Genomic DNA, 17,197 nt, shown 5'->3' with positions numbered 1-17,197 from the left:
AAAAGGAGTCCGAAGACTCCTTTTTTATACATGTTTTATGCGTGCAAGTTGGTTGTAATTTTCTGCATAATTTGCAGTAATACATCGAACTCACTTTGTAATGGTGTACTTTTACGAGTTACTAGCGCTAAAGTGCGGCTCGGTGCATCTTCAATTGGTTTTGCAGTAATCTGATCATTAAACTTGATCATACTATTTTCAATTGCAATTTCTGGTAAAAGCGTAAAGCCTAAATCAGAAGAAACCATTTCAACTAATGTTGGTAAAGAGCTTGCTTTTAAACGGTTGTCGTTTTTACGCTCACCGATAGGGCACGCACTCAAAACGTGGTCACGTAAACAGTGGCCTTCTTCAAGCAAGATTAATCTTGATAAATCAAGATCATCTAGAGAGTTTGCTTGAAGAGCATTCGTATCTTGTTTACTACATACAAGGTACAAATTTTCTTTCGAAATTTCAGCGACTTTTAGACCTCTGGTGTCAAACGGTAGAGCAAGAACGATCATATCTAGATTACCGTGTTCTAGACGCTCTACAATTTTTTCACTTTGTGCTTCATGCAAATGTAGCTGAATTTTAGGTAGCTGCTGATGCACTTCATTAAGTAAGCGTGTCAGGATAAAAGGTGCAATGGTTGGAATAACACCCAAATGCAAATCACCCGTTAATGGCTCACTCATTTCACGACTCAAACGCATTAAATCTTGAGCATCTGCTAGTAGTACACGGGCACGAGCAACGACTTGTTCACCTAAAGGTGTTAAACGCACATTCTGACGATCACGTTCTACCAGAACGCCACCTAATAACCGTTCAAGCTCCATGATGCCGCCTGATAACGTCGATTGAGTGACAAAAGAGCGGCGTGCTGCTTCAGTAAAATGCAAAGTTTCCGACAACGTAACTAAATATGATAGCTGTCTTAGTGAGGGTAATGCAGCCATAGTGTCCTAGTCTGATGATTTAAAATGATGCGCAAATAAACCGCTAAGCTGTGGAATAAAATGTGCAGGGATATCATGCCCCATTCCATCAATTAATTCAAACTTAGCACCGGAAATTGCTTTTGCTACAGCCTTACCGTGGCTAGGGGGAAGTAAGCGATCGCGAGAGCCATGTAAGACTAAAGCGGGTTGCTTAATTTCACGGTCCAGTTGTAGTAAGGAGCCTGTACATAATATTGCTAAAAACTGCTGAAGTACACCAGCAGGATAGTAGCTACGTTGATAAAGCTTACGCGCAGTTTGTATTGCTTCAATCTGGTTGATATAACCAGGTGAACCAATCAATTGAAATAGTTTTAAACTATGATTAACAATCCCTTCTTCGTCACGCGATTCGGGTTTGCCAATTAAACTCAAAAGTTGTTTCGGAAAAGGTGGTGGTAAAAAAGGCTGGTTATTGCTTGTAAACATGAGCCCTAATTTTTCAACCTTTTCTGGATATTTTGCTGCAAGAATTTGAGCAATCATCCCACCCATTGATGCACCAATCACATGCGCTTTGTTCACGCCTAAACGATCAATGAGCATAGATACATCGTCTGCCATATCATGCAGAGTATAAGGTGCGCCCTGATTCGTTAGCCCCAGTGCAAAGCGGCTCATCAATTTGACAGTATTTAACCGTTTACCTTCATGACGTACTTTTGAAGAAAGGCCAATATCACGGTTATCAAAACGAATAACACGAAATCCTTGATCAATCAGCGATTTACAGAAGAAATCTGGCCAAAAAAGCATTTGGGCACCAAGACCCATAATCAGCAAAATGGTTGGATGTTCTGGTTTTCCACCTACTTCTACATGTAACTCAATTCCATTGCCTAAGTTGACTTTGGTTTCTTGCATGAAAGATGTGTACGGTGAAATGTTAAACTGTAAGGCGCTATTCATGTTATTCATTCCTTAAAGGAATACTCTGTAAGTGAGTATTCCTGATACAAACCTTATGCTTGGGCTGGAATAAGATCTGGAACAAGCTTTGTCAAAGTTAAGCGTTGTTTACCTGCGGTTGCACCTAGCAATACAAAACCACGCAATGTTCCTTCATTGTCAATTGCTTTGGCAAGCATACCATCGTCGAACTCTTCTGTTTCCCAATTCACTTCTACATCAATTGGAGCCGGCAAGACTGTAAGCGGAGCCGCTGGCGTTTTTACTGCAACTGGCATAGCAGGGTAGTGCACAGTAGTTTGTTGTCCACTGAGTGTTTTTGCAAGCGCACGAGCCTGTTGCATAATCGGCATAACATATGGAAGTAAAGTACCATTTACCTCTGTGCAATCCCCAATTGCATAAATGTCTGCTTGACTTGTTTCTAGTAAACTATTGGTAATAATTCCACGGCTCGTTTGAATATCTGCACTTTTAGCAAGTGAAATATTTGGCTGTAAACCAATCGCAGAAAGAACAATGTCCGCAACCAATGTTTGTCCATTTGCGAGTGTTATCGCATAATCTTCGCCATTATTAATTTTACTAACTTTTTCAACGGTTGTTCCTAGTGCAAATTTCACTCCAGCTTCCTCAAGGTTTTGTTGGAAAGCAGAAGCAATATGTGCTGGAAGTAAACGACCCAATGGTTGAGGCGCCAAATCAATGACAGTGATGTCATATTCACTATGAAGTAAGTCATTGGCAAACTCACAACCAATTAAACCTGCGCCCAAAATAACAACACGTTTATCTTTACGCTGAGCTAGATTTTCACGAAAAGCGCGGTAATCAATGAGTGAGTTCACAACATGAATGTCATCGCTACCATCACCTGCAATTGCAAGGCGAATTGGGTTAGCACCCACGGCTAAAATCAATTTTGAATAGGGTTGTTGTGAAGTTACACCATCTTTTTCAAGAACAAGCTCATGGCGTTCAGCTAAAATTTCTTTCACAAAGGTAAAAGGCTCAATACGCATATTGAGTTGAGTACCCATTTTTGTCGCATCGCCTAAAGGAATTTGTTCAGGTGCTTTTTTACCTGCAAATGCATTTGATAATGTTGGCTTTGCATAGTTCACTGCATCATCCGCACAAATCATCACAAGTTCTTGCTCTGGGCTAAGCTTACGGAACTCACGTGCTAAGGTATAACCCGCCATGCCTGATCCGATAATGACGATAGGATGCATTTTTTTCTCCAGAGTTAGAATTATTTATTTAATACGGTGATTGGTAATATTCGTAAAAAAGACCATGTCAATCATGGTCTTTTACTTTGCGTTCTTAGATTTCGATCATTTCGAAGTCAGCTTTTGAAACGCCGCAATCAGGGCAAGTCCAGTCATCTGGAATATCTTCCCATTTTGTTCCAGCTGCAATGCCGTCTTGTGGCCAACCTTCCGCTTCGTCATAAATCCATCCACAAACGATACATTGATATTTTTTCATGAGACTCTCCGCACTGATAAGTTTGCTCAAAGCTGCCTTTCAGTAAAACTATTCCATCTATTAATAATGTAACTACGATCCGGTCAATAATAACCAATGTGCCTTTGATCGGATATCAAATTTTTACGCAGTTCTACATTCAAAGTAAAGTAAATAACGGAGTTTAATCATTCGTAAGCAAAGATGAATGGCAGGTTAGGACAAATAAGTGGTTATTTAGGCAAAACTTCGCCATAAACTAATAATAACTAATGCATTCTTACAGTTAATTTTAGACTTAATTTTATTGATGAAAATATCTTGAAATAAAGAGTATCTCATACGAAAGCTAAATAACAACAAACTATGATGTGACCGAATGTCATTATTAAAACCCAAAATTAAAATTTGCTGTCTTTAAGGCGGTATAAATCAGGGAAGTGAAATATGGAAAATTTAGTATATGAAGTAGAAATTGAGGCGCCTATAGAAAAAGTATGGGACATACTTTGGAATAGCGAGACATATAATGCGTGGACGAAATTCTTTGCGCCGGACTCCTCCATGCGTACCGACTGGCAAATAGGTGGTAAAACTTATTTTCTTGACGGTGAAGGAAATGGCATGGTGTCTACGATTGAACAAATGCAAAAACCAGAAATATTAATTTTTAAACATTTAGGAATGATTAAGGAGGGTAAGGAAGATTTAGAAAGTGAAGAGGTTAAAGGGTGGAGTGGTTCCTTAGAAAAATATTTTCTAACCCAAAAAGATAATATAACCACTCTAAAAGTTGAATTGGCCACCTTACCTGAATATATGGGCATGTTGAAAAGTGGCTTTATTCAAGGTTTTGAGGTGGTTAAAAAAATGGCAGAAGCAAAATAGAGCTTCGTTTATTTACACATAAAACCATTTTTTCAAAAATCAAACTATATAAATCTAAGCCAAATATTTTTTATAAATTTTCATAATGAGATCATTAAGTCGTGAAGGATAGGCCAAGCGATGATGTCCACCTTCAAAAGTTTCGATGTTCATGTAGGGGGCAAGTTTTTCTTGAACGTGATACATATCAAGTTGCTCATCTCCTAACTCTAAATAAGCCATTTTAGGGTTAGAGAGAGTGAGTTCATCTTCAGAAAGTTGAGGATAGTCAGTCCGAAAGTTAGGTGTAAGACTTGGATTCGCCACAATAACAGCTAATTTATGTTGAGCAGCAGTTTTTAGCGCCCAATAGCCTCCAATGCTATGGCCCACCAATAAATCTGGTTTGATCGTCTGAATAACCTGATGGTAAAAGTACTCAACAGATGCATAACTTAAATTACGATAATCGACGTCAATACAAAATTTTTCAGGATGTAAAATGGCATGGAACTTTGTCGATTCACGAGAAGAATCCAAGCCATGTAAAAATAGAATTTTCATTATTCACTACACAATCTCATTGATAAAATAAAAGGTAAATAGGGCCTTTTGAATATCGAGGTTATTTGGATTTTTTTATATTTTACTAAATGCTTTAAAAAATGATCTTAGCGATTGGTCTAAGTCATTTTGCCTTTAAAAAGTATTGTTTGGGTCTATAAAATTGTCTTTTTTCATTTTTGTTTGATTGAAATCATTCGAAAAACTCCCGCAATCTGTTAAGATATAGCACTTAATTTTTACTTAATCGAGGCAGAGATGACGCAACAAAACGATCAATCGACTTCTGAACCAACTATTTCCGAAAACGATTTAATTGCACAGCGTCATGCCAAATTAAAGCAAATCCAAGATATTGCGAAGGAAACTGGAAAGAGTCCTTGGCCGAATACGTTTAAGCGTGAACACTACGCTGCTGACCTACAAGAACAATTTAAAGATCAGTCGAAAGAACAAATTGAAAGCGCTGAGCATGTCTATGTAAAAATTGCTGGTCGTGTCATGTTAAACCGTGGTTCTTTCATGGTTATTCAAGATATGACAGGCCGTATTCAGTTATATGTTGACCGTAAAGGTTTACCAAAAGATATCCTCGAGACCATTAAAGGTTTAGATCTTGGTGACATTATTGCTGCTGAAGGTTATATCGGACGCTCAGGAAAAGGTGACTTGTATGTTCACCTTGAAGGTTTTGAGCTTTTAACGAAATCGCTTCGCCCGTTACCAGATAAATTTCACGGTTTAAATGACACAGAAGTTAAGTATCGCAAACGTTACCTTGACTTAATTGTGAATGAAGAAACACGTAAAACTTTTGAAATCCGCGCCAAAGTCGTTGCTGGAATTCGAGCATTTTTAAACAATGAACGTTTCATGGAAGTTGAAACGCCAATGATGCATGTGATTCCGGGTGGTGCGTCTGCACGTCCGTTTGAAACACATCATAATGCTTTGGATATGCCATTATTCTTACGTATTGCCCCTGAGCTTTACTTAAAACGTTTGGTTGTTGGTGGTTTTGAACGTGTGTTTGAAATTAACCGTAACTTCCGTAATGAAGGTGTTTCAACACGTCATAACCCTGAATTTACGATGATCGAGTTTTATCAAGCTTACGCTGATTATAAAGACTTGATGGCGTTAACTGAAAATATGATTGAAAAGTTGGCCTTGGATATTTTAGGTACAACTGATGTGCCTTACCAAGGTGAAGTGTTTAGCTTCAAAGGGCCATACAAAAAAATCTCTATGTTTGATGCGATTTTAGAGAATAACCCACAGTTTACACCTGAAAATGTTGGTGACCGTGAGTTCCTTGCTCAATTTATTCGTGAAGAATTAAAAGAACAAGTTAAGCCTGGTTTTGGTTTAGGTAAGCTTCAAACTATCGTATTTGAAGAAACTGTTGAAACTAAACTTCGTCAGCCAACATTTATTACTGAATACCCAGCTGAAACATCTCCACTCGCTCGCCGTAACGATGACAATCCGCATGTTACCGACCGTTTTGAGTTTTTCATCGGTGGTCGTGAATTGGCAAATGGTTTCAGTGAGTTAAACGATCCAATTGATCAGGCTGAGCGTTTCCAAGCTCAAGTTGCAGAGAAAGATGCTGGTGATGATGAAGCTATGCATTACGATGCAGAGTTTGTTGAAGCGCTTGAATATGGTTTACCACCTACAGCGGGTGAAGGTATCGGTATTGACCGTTTGGTCATGTTATTTGCCGATGCACCGAGTATTCGTGATGTAATTTTATTCCCGCATATGCGTCGTAAAGAAGGTTAATCTTCTTTACGCAAAAAAGGCAGTATTTATACTGCCTTTTTTTATTACTTTTATATCTCAAAAACTTACCTATCTACACTAATCTTAAGATAGCGTTAAAAAATGTAATTGCACAGTTTAACAATTGCAAAGTTGTGATAAAAAATTTAAGGTGTTGCTCATAAATAACTTTGAGAATTGGCTGGCATGTTTCTAAGAAAAACACTTTCGATTGCAATATTGGCAACTGCTTCATCCGCTATTTTTGCACAAGGTTTAGTGCTAAATAATGAGGACTTACGTACAGACTTAAATTGGTTGAATCAACAAGGTGTTATCAAGATTAGCACCTCAACTTGGCCATTAAGTGGTGATGAAATCCAGAGAGCACTCTCTCAAGCACAAGTGACGCATCCAGCTCAACAAAAAGTTATTAATTCAGTTCTTGATGCATTAAAAGCAGATAACAATACGGTTAAAGTGGGCGCTTTTGCTGAAACTGATAGCAAAAATATTCCACAAGCATTCGGTGATAATCAAAAAGCTCAATATCAAGGTTCTTTAGAGTTTAATGCAGGTGGTGAAAACTGGGATGCAAAAATCCGAGTAAATGCAGAAAAAGACCCACAAATTGATAATGGGCAAGATGTGAATGTTGAAGGTTCATATGTTGCAGGTAAACTTTGGAATCAGTGGGTAGTTGCTGGTCAAATTCCAACATGGTGGGGGCCTGGACATGATGGAAGCTTAATTCGTGGGGATGCTAGTCGTCCAGTTTATGGTGTAACCGCACAACGTGCTGTACAAAATGCTTTTGAGACAAAATGGTTATCTTGGATTGGGCCTTGGCAATATCAAGCATTTGCTGGTCAATTAGATGATTATAAAGCAATTCCAGATGCTAAATTATTAGGTCTACGCATAACTGCACAGCCATTACCATATTTAGAGTTAGGCGCTTCACGTACGATTCAGTGGGGTGGAGATGGTCGCTCAGAAAGCTTTAGTTCTTTATGGGATGCAATTAAGGGTAATGATAATGTCTATGGAGATACTGAAAATCCATCGAATCAGTTAGCTGGCTTCGATGGTCGTTTATCATTGCAACCTTTGTTGAATATTCCAGCGAGTATTTATGGTCAATATGTGGGAGAGGACGAAGCCGGTTATTTACCATCGAAGAAAATGTATTTAGCTGGTGTTGACTATTCTTCTAATTATAACAATATGCCATATCAATTATATGCTGAATGGGCCGATACACGTACTAATGGTGATGTAAAGAGTATTTCTTATACACATTCGGTTTATAAAGATGGCTATTATCAACATGGTTTCCCATTAGGTCACGCGATGGGTGGTGATGGGCAAATGTATTCAGTGGGTGGTGATATCCGCTTTGATGTCATGAACCGTTTAAGTGGTCGTGCTATGGTGGTTAAGGTTAACCAATCTAGCTTGGCCATTAATAAAGCATTCCCTAAAGATGATGAAATTAAAGCGCTTGATTTAACTTGGACGCATTACCTTAAACCTGATCTTCCATTAAAAATTAATGGCTGGGTAAGTGACTCGGATCTAGAAGGTAATGACGCGGGCGCATCTATTGGTATTGAAATTCCATTAGAACGTAAAATGTTCGGTTTCTAAGAGTAGATCATGTTTTAGAAAAGAGAAGCTACTAATGCTTCTCTTTTTTATGGTTTTTAGAGAAATCTAAAGAGTAGATCATGATTTGCTTAAGTTGGCGGCACAAGCTACGATTGCAAAGTTGTGCAAGTGAATCAGCATATTATATGTATATGATGAAATCGAATATCAATATGAAAAAACAAGCAAAAGGAATCGGTTTTAAATCACTATAATGCATAACTAATGCTATAAGCCATATAAAGGCTTGTGGTTGGATTATTTATCACGAAAAATTGGAGTTGTTATGGCACTCGTTCCTCCACATGGTCTTCTACGTGGTGGTTTAATACCACTTCTAGATTTTATGGGCAAAATGGATAGAGAAGGACGTGTTCATGACTGAATCAAGACTCACACATCTCAAGCAACTTGAAGCTGAAAGCATTCATATTATCCGTGAAGTTGCTGCTGAATTTGAAAATCCGGTAATGCTTTACTCAATTGGTAAAGACTCTGCGGTAATGCTTCATCTTGCGTTAAAAGCGTTTTACCCAGCTAAACTTCCATTCCCATTATTACATGTAGATACTGGGTGGAAATTTAAAGAGATGATTTCATTTCGCGATAACATGGCAAAAACGCATGGCTTTGATTTAATCGTTCATCAAAACAAAGAAGGTCGCGAAGCTGGAATCAATCCATTTGATCACGGTAGCTCAAAATACACAGATATTATGAAAACCCAAGCTTTGAAACAGGCTTTGGATAAATATCAATTTGATGCTGCTTTTGGTGGCGCACGCCGTGATGAAGAAAAATCACGTGCGAAAGAGCGTGTTTATTCATTCCGTGATAGTAAGCATCGTTGGGATCCGAAAAACCAGCGTCCTGAACTTTGGAATCTTTACAATGGTAAAGTGAACAAAGGTGAAAGTATTCGTGTATTCCCTTTATCTAACTGGACTGAGTTGGATATCTGGCAATATATCTATTTAGAAAATATTCAAATCGTTCCTCTTTATTTCTCTGCTGTTCGTCCAGTAGTAGAGCGTAGCGGTACGTTAATCATGGTTGATGATGAGCGTATGCGTTTAAAAGAAGGTGAAGTTCCACAGATGAAGTCTGTACGTTTCCGTACGCTTGGCTGTTATCCATTAACTGGTGCAGTTGAGTCTGAAGCGGATACGTTACCTGAAATTATCCAAGAGATGCTTTTAGCCACTAGTTCTGAGCGTCAAGGTCGTATGATTGACCATGATGAAGCGGGCTCAATGGAAAAGAAAAAGCAAGAAGGCTATTTCTAAGACAATTTCTAAATTTGTGGAGTTTGAGCAATGTCTCATCAATCAGAATTAATCAGTCAAGATATCTTGGCCTATTTGAAGCAACATGAACAAAAAGACCTTCTGCGTTTTTTGACTTGTGGTAACGTGGATGATGGTAAAAGTACTTTAATTGGACGTTTACTCTACGACTCAAAATTGATTTATGAAGATCAATTGCAAGCCGTAACGCGTGATAGTAAAAAAGTAGGAACTACAGGTGATGCACCAGATTTGGCATTACTTGTAGATGGTTTACAAGCTGAGCGTGAGCAGGGTATTACCATTGATGTGGCTTACCGCTATTTCTCGACAGAAAAGCGTAAGTTTATTATTGCTGACACACCTGGGCATGAACAATATACCCGTAACATGGCAACAGGTGCATCAACCGCTGATCTTGCAATTATTTTGATTGATGCGCGTTATGGTGTGCAAACACAAACACGTCGTCATACTTTTATTGCAAGTTTACTTGGTATTAAAAATATCGTTGTTGCCATTAATAAAATGGATTTAGTTGAGTTCTCTGAAGAGCGTTTTAACGAAATTCAGGTTGAATATGATGCTTTCGTAAACCAATTAGGTGATCGTCGTCCAGCCAATATTCAGTTTGTACCGATTTCTGCTTTAAATGGCGATAACGTGGTAAATGCTTCTGAGCATACAGCTTGGTACAAGGGTCAAACCTTGATGAGCATTCTTGAATCTGTGGAAATTAGTCGCGAATCAAACAAACACGAATTCCGTTTCCCTGTTCAATATGTGAACCGTCCAAACCTAGATTTCCGTGGTTTTGCTGGTACTGTTGCTTTAGGTGAAATCAACGTTGGCGATGAGATTGTTGCATTACCATCAGGTAAGCGTTCAACAGTTAAAGAAATCGTTACTTTTGATGGAAACCTTGAGCAGGCTGTAGCAGGTCAAGCTGTAACATTAACGTTGAATGATGAAATTGATATTAGCCGTGGTAACGTTTTGGTACGTGCTGGCGAGCAACCATTAATTTCACGTAGTGTTCGTGCTTCAGTGGTGTGGATGAATGAACATCCGCTCGTGAAAGGTAAGTTGTACAACGTTAAAATTGGTACACAGACTGTTCCTGCCAAAGTGACTAACATTCATTATCGTGTGAATGTGAATACGCTTGAGCATACTCAGGTTGAAGAGCTTGAGTTAAATGCAATTGCGGACGTTGTTGTTGAGTTTGATGCGCCAGTCGTATTTGACCAGTATCAAGATTCACGATACACAGGTTCATTTATTTTCATTGACCGTTTAAGCAATGTAACGGTTGGTGCGGGTATGGTTGAGTCTGCGGTAGAGTGGACTGCGCATAGTAATCCTGTTACTGCTGAAGACCGTGCTGCACGTTTAGGCCAAAAGCCAGCAGCAGTTCAAGTTTCTGCAAAAGCACTCGAGCAAGCTCAAGTCATCGAAAGTTCGTTAATTCAGCAAGGCGTAGTTGCTATTGCTAAAGTTGATTTAACGGAAGAACAAGTTGCTTTGCTCCGTCAAACTGGCGTAACTGTTTTGACTACTGTAGCTGAAGGTACTGATACTAGCATTACTACTGAAAATGTAGATGAGTTGGTTGAACAAATTATTGCATTAGTCCGTCTTTAATAGGCTGAATTGATTTTGAAAAAACCCGCGTAAGCGGGTTTTTTATTGGATTTAGAAAATACTTTGAGTTTTTAAAGTTAAATATTCTCTTAAATCTTTAGGATAGCTCTGAATCATCTTTAAAAATATATCTCGATCGCCTTGATATAAGGCGCGTGTTGCTTCTTCGTAATTTGGCATATTACCCAACATGGCAGACATAAAACGGTCGATGGCTTGTTTAGCGAGCATAATATTACCTTCAGAATTTGGGTTATTTAACTCTTTATCAATTAACTTACGAATTACTGCTGATGCACTCGCACTTTGTTGATCTAACCAATCCCAATGTTTTTTCTGTAAGGTGATTTCACGAGAAATTACTCCGAGTTTAGGTCGTCCAACTTTTTTAATTTCTTCCGGTTCAGCATAACGTTGTTGAAATTCTTGTTCTGAACTAGAAAGATCAAGATCAATTTGTTGACCTGTTTGATCGTTAAAAATCAGAATATTTTCCGTTGTTTTAGGAATATCTTTGAGTTTTTTTGTAAGTTCAATAAGAGAGCCACTCGCAATAAGCGTGCTTCCAGTGAAAGCAGTATAGGTGATTTTAGTATTCATTTTAGCCGTATATTTTTATCTGGGTAAAATAATATTATCAGGGTAAAATTAATTTGGCAAATAATTAAAATTATAACCAAAGAATTATTTGATTTTATGAGTGTAGTCTATGAAGTTAGGACTATAAAAATAGTCAAGTTAATAGGCTATTTAAAATTTTACTCTGCTTTAGCAGCGCTTTTATGAGAGAATATGCCTTTAGTTGTATGTATAAGGACTCCTATGTTTGAGCAATCTCCTGAATCTTTAAGCGATATCGAAATTTTAGACATTTTACAGTCTATGAAAAAAGATAAGCTGGATACGGAAGCAAATGAGATTATCCGTAATGGGGGGAAAGCTGGGCGTCAAGAAGCACATAAACAGGCTTTAGTTGCATTGAATGCAAACTTTGAAGAAAAGTTTGTAGAAGCTGCTACGCTGGCATTAGGCTTGAATTCAGGTCAGGCGAAAAAGATTCGTTATAAAAAAGACCGTATCCGTATTTTTAAAGCACGTGGTATTGATTATTTAGCTATTGATGGTGCAGAAACCGCTCAGGTTTTAGCTCAAGTTGCTCAAGCGATTAGTCGTGAAGATGCGATCGTGACTGAAGGTCTACACAATATTTTTCCATTTTGGAAAGAAGGTTGGCCAATGGTTCAGTTTGATAATGCTTATAAAATTTTAGAAGAAGACATTACATTGCATTTTCAGATTGTGTTAGATCACTTAATTGAATATGTACAGAAATAAAAAAAGCCCCGATTGGGGCTTTTTTTATTGCATATGAATAATTAAAGCGTGCTAAAGAGTGGGAAAACACCAATCACTAAAGCAGTACCCATTAATACCAGACAAGTTATGAATGCCCACTTTAAAGTGAACTTTTGATGGTCGGCAAAATCGACTTTAGCAAGACCACATAACAAATAGGTAGATGGAACAAGTGGTGAAAGTAAGTGTACAGGTTGGCCTACAATTGAAGCACGAGCAATCGCTTCTGCACTAATACCATAATGTGAAGCAGCTTCAGCAAGAATTGGTAAAACACCATAGAAGAAAGCATCATTTGACATAAAGAATGTCAACGGCATACTCACTAAAGCAGTGATTGGTGCAAGATATGGACCCATGCTTGGAGGAATCATTGCGACGAACTCTTTAGACATCGCCTCAACCATACCTGTACCAGATAAAATTCCTGTGAAAATACCTGCTGCAAAAATTAAGCCCACAACAGCTAAGACACTATCTGCATGCATTGCAATGCGCTTTTTCTGCATATCAACATCTGGGTAGTTAATGAGCATTGCGATACAGAATGCTATCATGAACAACACAGACATAGGCAAAATGCCTTTGATCAAAGCAATCATAAGAAGGATGGTAAGCACCATATTTACTTTGCGTAAATGTGGGCGAGTCGCTTCAGGATCTTTCGATACAGTAATATTGTCGCCATGGTGAGTTTCAAGCTCAATAACGCCTAAACGTTTTTGCTCGTAACGACCATATAAATACGCCAAGAAAAATAACCAACCAATACTAATGACCATAGGAATGATCATTGGTACGAAAATGTGGCTTGGGTCAATTTGCAGGGCGCTTGCAGCACGGGCTGTAGGGCCACCCCATGGTGTTAGGTTCATTACACCGCTACATAACAGCATAAGTGCAGTCATGATGAGTGTATTCATTCCTAAGCGTTGATAAAGTGGCAACATTGCAGCCACACAAATCATATAAGTTGTTGAGCCATCACCGTCTAAAGAAACCATTGTGGTTAAAAACACGGTTCCCATTGTGATTTTTAAAGGATCACCTTTAACCTTTTTCAAAATCCATTTAACCGGTGGATCGAAAAGACCTGCATCGATCATTAAGGCAAAATATAAAATTGCAAATAAAAGCATTACGCCAGTTGGCGCTAATTTTTTGATGCCTTCAAGCATCATCTCACTGAGACCTTTGAGTTCAATGTGACTCAAACTTTCAAAGTAGTGACCTAGGCCCCAAGCAATAAGAGAAAAAATAAATGGGATGAGAATTAAAGCAATAATAGGGCTTAAACGTTTGGACATGATTAAGTACATGAAGCACAAAATCATGCCAACACCAAGTAATGTCAGCATACAATCAATCCTTTGCCTATAGTTTTACTGAACAAGTTTATTCAAAACTCTGACCTTGGTTATTCTTATTAATTTTTATTAAAAAGACAAATAATATATTTAGTTTATTTGGTTAATATATATTCAGTTGGAGAGGTATATTCAGGCGAAATACTGAACATATATAATAGGGTTATAGTAAGCATATAATAAATGTAAGTCATTATAATGCAGTATAAAGGTTTTATAAAAATAAAAATTATATGATATTTTTTTAAATTATATATGATTTGATGGGTGAAGTGAGAAGAAGAACCATTTAAAGACTTGCTTTGAGCTAAGTTACATAAGTTTGATGGCAATGTAAATGGGGACCTAATCGCTTCATATTGATTGAGATATGTAGATTATTCTATTATTTTTCAGTGTTTAAGATTTAATGTAAGTGATAATTTAAATAATATTATTTTTAGATTAAAAGAGCAAATTGAATTTATGAATCTAAAATAATTATTACATATATTTGAAAAATTTATTTAGATTAAAAAAATACCCCACAAAAATTGTGAGGTATTTAAATTAATATAAATCAGTTTTCATCAATTGATGAATGTACTTCGCTTTGTTCTAAAATTCGAGTTACAAGGAGTTGGTCAATTTTAAAATGATCGACATCGACTACTTCAAACTTGTATCCACCGAATTCTACAAAATCTGCTGGACGTGGAATTTTACGTAGGCGGTACATCATGAAGCCTGCTAGTGTTTCATAATTTTCTTCATCAGGCATTTCATCAATTTCAAGTGCGTGTCTTAGGTCATCAATTGGTGTGCTGCCATCAATTAACCACGAGTTATTATCACGCTTAATGATTTGTTGATCTTCCTCAATTGGGGTTACCCAATCGCCCATAACCGTAATCATAATATCGCTTAAAGTAATAACCCCTACAACAAGCGCATATTCATTTATAACAACCGCAAACTTTTCTTTTGTAGAGCGGAAGCGGTCAAGTAATTCTGATAGGGTTAAGGTGTCCGGAATCATCAGGACGGTACGAATGGTTGTTTCATTCAATTGCGTTGGAGATTGATTGTTTAAAATGCGAACAAGAAAGTCTTTGGCGTCGACGTAACCAATGACCTGATCAATATTTTCATTACATACCAAAAATTTTGAATAAGGATACTCCGCTAATTTTTGACGAATGCTATCTTCATGTTCATTTAAGGTGAAATAAACAACATTTTCACGTGTTGTCATGCTGGAAGGTACGTTGCGTTCTTCTAATTCAAAAACATTCTCGATAAAGTGATGTTCTTGTTTTTGCAGTACGCCTGCTTGAGCACCCGCATCCATTACAGCTGAAATATCATCAAAAGTAATGTTGTCTTCTCGCGTTGTATTCACTTTAAATAAACGGAATAGCAGGTTGGCAATTGCGTTAATTCCCCAAGCTAGAGGTTTACAAACCTTAATAAAAACCTGAATTGGATTAATAACACTAATTGCAATTTTTTCGGGTGCAATCATAGCCAAACGTTTTGGCATAAGATCGGCAAATAAAATAAAGAGTGATGTCACTAAAGTAAAGGATAGGGCAAAACCAATCGTTTGTGTCCAAGGACCTGCGTAGAAACGGTCAACTAAAGTCACGAAATAAGGACGAAAAGCAGCTTCACCCAAAATACCGCCTAAAATCGCAACTGCATTCAGGCCAATTTGAGAGGCTGCAAAAAAGTCAGCAGATTGTTCTTGTAAATCTAGTACTTGTTGGGCGCGTTCTTCACCCGCTTCGGCTAGAATTTTTAGCTTAACTTTTCTGGCACCAGCGAGTGCAATTTCAGTTAAAGATAAAAAGCCCGCTCCGATAATGAGCAGTACGATGATAATGATATTTTGAAAGAGACTCACAAATCACCTGAGATTCATCATTATTATGACTATGTTTTAACATAAAAAAGCGCTGAGGTAATCAGATTGATTGCTCAGCGCCTGAAATCGACAATTAAATTAAAATTTATTTAATAGTGAGAAAATTGTGAATTATTGGTTAGAAATTCACGGTTTTCCTCTTCAATCATTTGACGAGCAACAAATAAGATAAGTTGGCGCAACCAGCGATGAGCAGGGTGATGATGTAACAACGGGCACCAAGCCATTTTAAGTTCGAACTCTGGAATATAAAAAGGAGGATCCTTTATAACCAGTTTAGGGTTCTGTGTTTGTAGACGTGCCATCCGTGTTGGTAATGTGGCAATAAGGTCTACGTTTTGAGCAAGTAAAGCTGGCATTTGGTAGTGGCGAGTAAATACAGAAATTTTACGACGTTGACCAATACGTTCTAATGCCTGATCAATCCAGCCTAAACCACCTTGTTTATCAGGGTTTACGCCAAAACCGACCCCCATACCTGTTTTAGAAACCCAGATATGTTGTGCATCTAAATAGCTTTTTAAATTTAAATGAGTTACAGCAGGGTGTTTGTCGTTAAGAATACAACTGAAACTATCACGCCAAACTAAAACCTGATGGAAACTTTGTGGTATTTCATTAAATCTATTAATTGCGAGATCAACTTTACCTTGTTCCATGTCTCTATAAGACACATCACTTGGTGTAAGAAAATCAAGAACAACGTTTGGAGCTTCAGAGCGGAGCGCTTTAACAAGACGAGGAACTAAGGTTGCCTCGGCATAGTCCGATGTCATAATGCGGAAAACGCGATTACTTGTATAAGGGCGGAATTCGGTACGGGGTTCCAAAATCATGGAGAGATCAGCAAGCGCATCGCGAATACGAGGTTGTAATTCAAGAGCACGTTCTGTTGGAGTCATCCCTTCAGAAGAACGGATAAGAAGAGGGTCGTTAAATAAATTACGTAAGCGACGTAAAATATTACTCATTGCAGGCTGAGTTACCCCAAGCTGTTCGGCCGCGCGCGTAACATTTTTTTCACGAAGAAGTACATCAAGATATATTAATAGATTAAGATCTACTCGCTCCAGATTCATAAAAAAAATACCGAAAATAAAACCCTGAAATTGTTTCAAATTATGCCATATCTAATAACTATTGTGTGAAAAAATGATGAGAAAAACGACATTTTTTGTAGGAATTAAGTAGGGGTAAAAAGTACTTCAAAGGCTCGATTTTATTGTCTTTGCTACATTTTTAAGTATGGAGGTGACAAATAGAATATATTTATATATGACTTATTACTTTCTAGCATGGAAATTGACTTTTTACATTGGCAAAAATAGCCTAATTTACAATTGACTTTTAAGGTTAAAAATGGGTGGAAAAACTTCAAAAATTGTATAAAAATAAGACTTACTAAGTTTTTAGAATAAAACT

Annotated in this window: 16 protein-coding genes; 7 read left to right on the top strand and 9 right to left on the bottom strand. The window is 37.6% G+C overall.

Going from position 1 to position 17,197, the window contains the following annotated elements:
• Positions 1 to 35 precede the first annotated feature (35 nt).
• From oxyR to rubA, 4 genes are all read right to left on the bottom strand, one after another.
• The gene (gene oxyR, locus ACB088_RS11325) at positions 36 to 944 is read right to left on the bottom strand and encodes a LysR family transcriptional regulator OxyR (RefSeq protein ID WP_005042237.1); all 909 of its coding nucleotides are present in this window, start codon (positions 942 to 944) and stop codon (positions 36 to 38) included.
• 6 nt (positions 945 to 950) lie between these two features.
• Entirely contained in the window at positions 951 to 1,895 is a 945-nt protein-coding gene (gene estB / locus ACB088_RS11320; protein WP_307010970.1) for an esterase EstB, read from the bottom strand.
• A 53-nt stretch (positions 1,896 to 1,948) separates the two neighbouring features.
• The gene (rubB, locus tag ACB088_RS11315) at positions 1,949 to 3,130 is read right to left on the bottom strand and encodes a rubredoxin reductase RubB (protein WP_309952565.1); all 1,182 of its coding nucleotides are present in this window, start codon (positions 3,128 to 3,130) and stop codon (positions 1,949 to 1,951) included.
• 94 nt (positions 3,131 to 3,224) lie between these two features.
• On the bottom strand, positions 3,225 to 3,389 hold the full coding sequence (rubA, locus tag ACB088_RS11310) for a rubredoxin RubA (protein ID WP_000760495.1): 165 nt from the start codon (positions 3,387 to 3,389) through the stop codon (positions 3,225 to 3,227).
• Between the two features lie 426 nt (positions 3,390 to 3,815).
• Between rubA and ACB088_RS11305 the strand changes: the two genes are divergently transcribed.
• Positions 3,816 to 4,256, top strand: a complete 441-nt coding sequence (locus ACB088_RS11305; RefSeq protein ID WP_005042230.1) for an SRPBCC domain-containing protein — start codon at positions 3,816 to 3,818, stop codon at positions 4,254 to 4,256.
• A gap of 54 nt (positions 4,257 to 4,310) precedes the next feature.
• Here the strand turns inward: ACB088_RS11305 and ACB088_RS11300 are convergent, their stop codons facing one another.
• The gene (locus tag ACB088_RS11300) at positions 4,311 to 4,799 is read right to left on the bottom strand and encodes a YqiA/YcfP family alpha/beta fold hydrolase (protein WP_017391691.1); all 489 of its coding nucleotides are present in this window, start codon (positions 4,797 to 4,799) and stop codon (positions 4,311 to 4,313) included.
• A 258-nt stretch (positions 4,800 to 5,057) separates the two neighbouring features.
• On the opposite strand from ACB088_RS11300, the gene lysS reads away from it, so the two are divergent.
• The 5 genes from lysS (at position 5,058) to cysN (ending at position 11,146) form a co-directional block, all read left to right on the top strand.
• Complete coding sequence (gene lysS / locus ACB088_RS11295) at positions 5,058 to 6,587, top strand: lysine--tRNA ligase (RefSeq protein WP_005048373.1); 1,530 nt, start codon at positions 5,058 to 5,060, stop codon at positions 6,585 to 6,587.
• Between the two features lie 186 nt (positions 6,588 to 6,773).
• Positions 6,774 to 8,216: a capsule assembly Wzi family protein gene (locus tag ACB088_RS11290; protein WP_375036997.1), complete on the top strand. Its 1,443-nt coding sequence runs from the start codon at positions 6,774 to 6,776 to the stop codon at positions 8,214 to 8,216.
• A 253-nt stretch (positions 8,217 to 8,469) separates the two neighbouring features.
• Positions 8,470 to 8,601, top strand: a complete 132-nt coding sequence (locus ACB088_RS11285; RefSeq protein ID WP_080026499.1) for a hypothetical protein — start codon at positions 8,470 to 8,472, stop codon at positions 8,599 to 8,601.
• Positions 8,594 to 9,502, top strand: coding sequence for a sulfate adenylyltransferase subunit CysD (gene cysD / locus ACB088_RS11280; RefSeq protein ID WP_004641806.1), 909 nt, complete (start codon positions 8,594 to 8,596; stop codon positions 9,500 to 9,502). The genes ACB088_RS11285 and cysD overlap by 8 nt, the downstream gene beginning before the upstream one ends.
• 30 nt (positions 9,503 to 9,532) lie before the next feature.
• Positions 9,533 to 11,146, top strand: a complete 1,614-nt coding sequence (cysN, locus tag ACB088_RS11275; protein ID WP_133746567.1) for a sulfate adenylyltransferase subunit CysN — start codon at positions 9,533 to 9,535, stop codon at positions 11,144 to 11,146.
• 51 nt (positions 11,147 to 11,197) lie between these two features.
• On the opposite strand, the gene ACB088_RS11270 is transcribed toward cysN, so the two are convergent.
• Complete coding sequence (locus ACB088_RS11270; protein WP_375036996.1) at positions 11,198 to 11,746, bottom strand: DUF2239 family protein; 549 nt, start codon at positions 11,744 to 11,746, stop codon at positions 11,198 to 11,200.
• Between the two features lie 222 nt (positions 11,747 to 11,968).
• Between ACB088_RS11270 and ACB088_RS11265 the strand changes: the two genes are divergently transcribed.
• Positions 11,969 to 12,481 (top strand): hypothetical protein, encoded by a 513-nt coding sequence (locus ACB088_RS11265; protein ID WP_133746566.1) that lies wholly within the window; start codon positions 11,969 to 11,971, stop codon positions 12,479 to 12,481.
• Between the two features lie 41 nt (positions 12,482 to 12,522).
• On the opposite strand, the gene ACB088_RS11260 is transcribed toward ACB088_RS11265, so the two are convergent.
• The 3 genes from ACB088_RS11260 to ACB088_RS11250 form a co-directional block, all read right to left on the bottom strand.
• Positions 12,523 to 13,860: a CitMHS family transporter gene (locus ACB088_RS11260; protein WP_005042217.1), complete on the bottom strand. Its 1,338-nt coding sequence runs from the start codon at positions 13,858 to 13,860 to the stop codon at positions 12,523 to 12,525.
• 568 nt (positions 13,861 to 14,428) lie between these two features.
• Complete coding sequence (locus ACB088_RS11255) at positions 14,429 to 15,754, bottom strand: hemolysin family protein (protein WP_017391686.1); 1,326 nt, start codon at positions 15,752 to 15,754, stop codon at positions 14,429 to 14,431.
• A 110-nt stretch (positions 15,755 to 15,864) separates the two neighbouring features.
• A complete protein-coding gene (locus ACB088_RS11250) occupies positions 15,865 to 16,854 on the bottom strand; it encodes a LysR family transcriptional regulator (RefSeq protein ID WP_003653025.1) in 990 nt (329 codons plus the stop codon).
• Positions 16,855 to 17,197 lie beyond the last annotated feature (343 nt).

It is taken from the genome of Acinetobacter sp. RW6, assembly GCF_041956835.1.
In the GTDB taxonomy this organism is placed as follows: Bacteria; Pseudomonadota; Gammaproteobacteria; order Pseudomonadales; family Moraxellaceae; genus Acinetobacter; species Acinetobacter calcoaceticus.
This window is presented reverse-complemented; position numbering and strand designations above follow the sequence as displayed.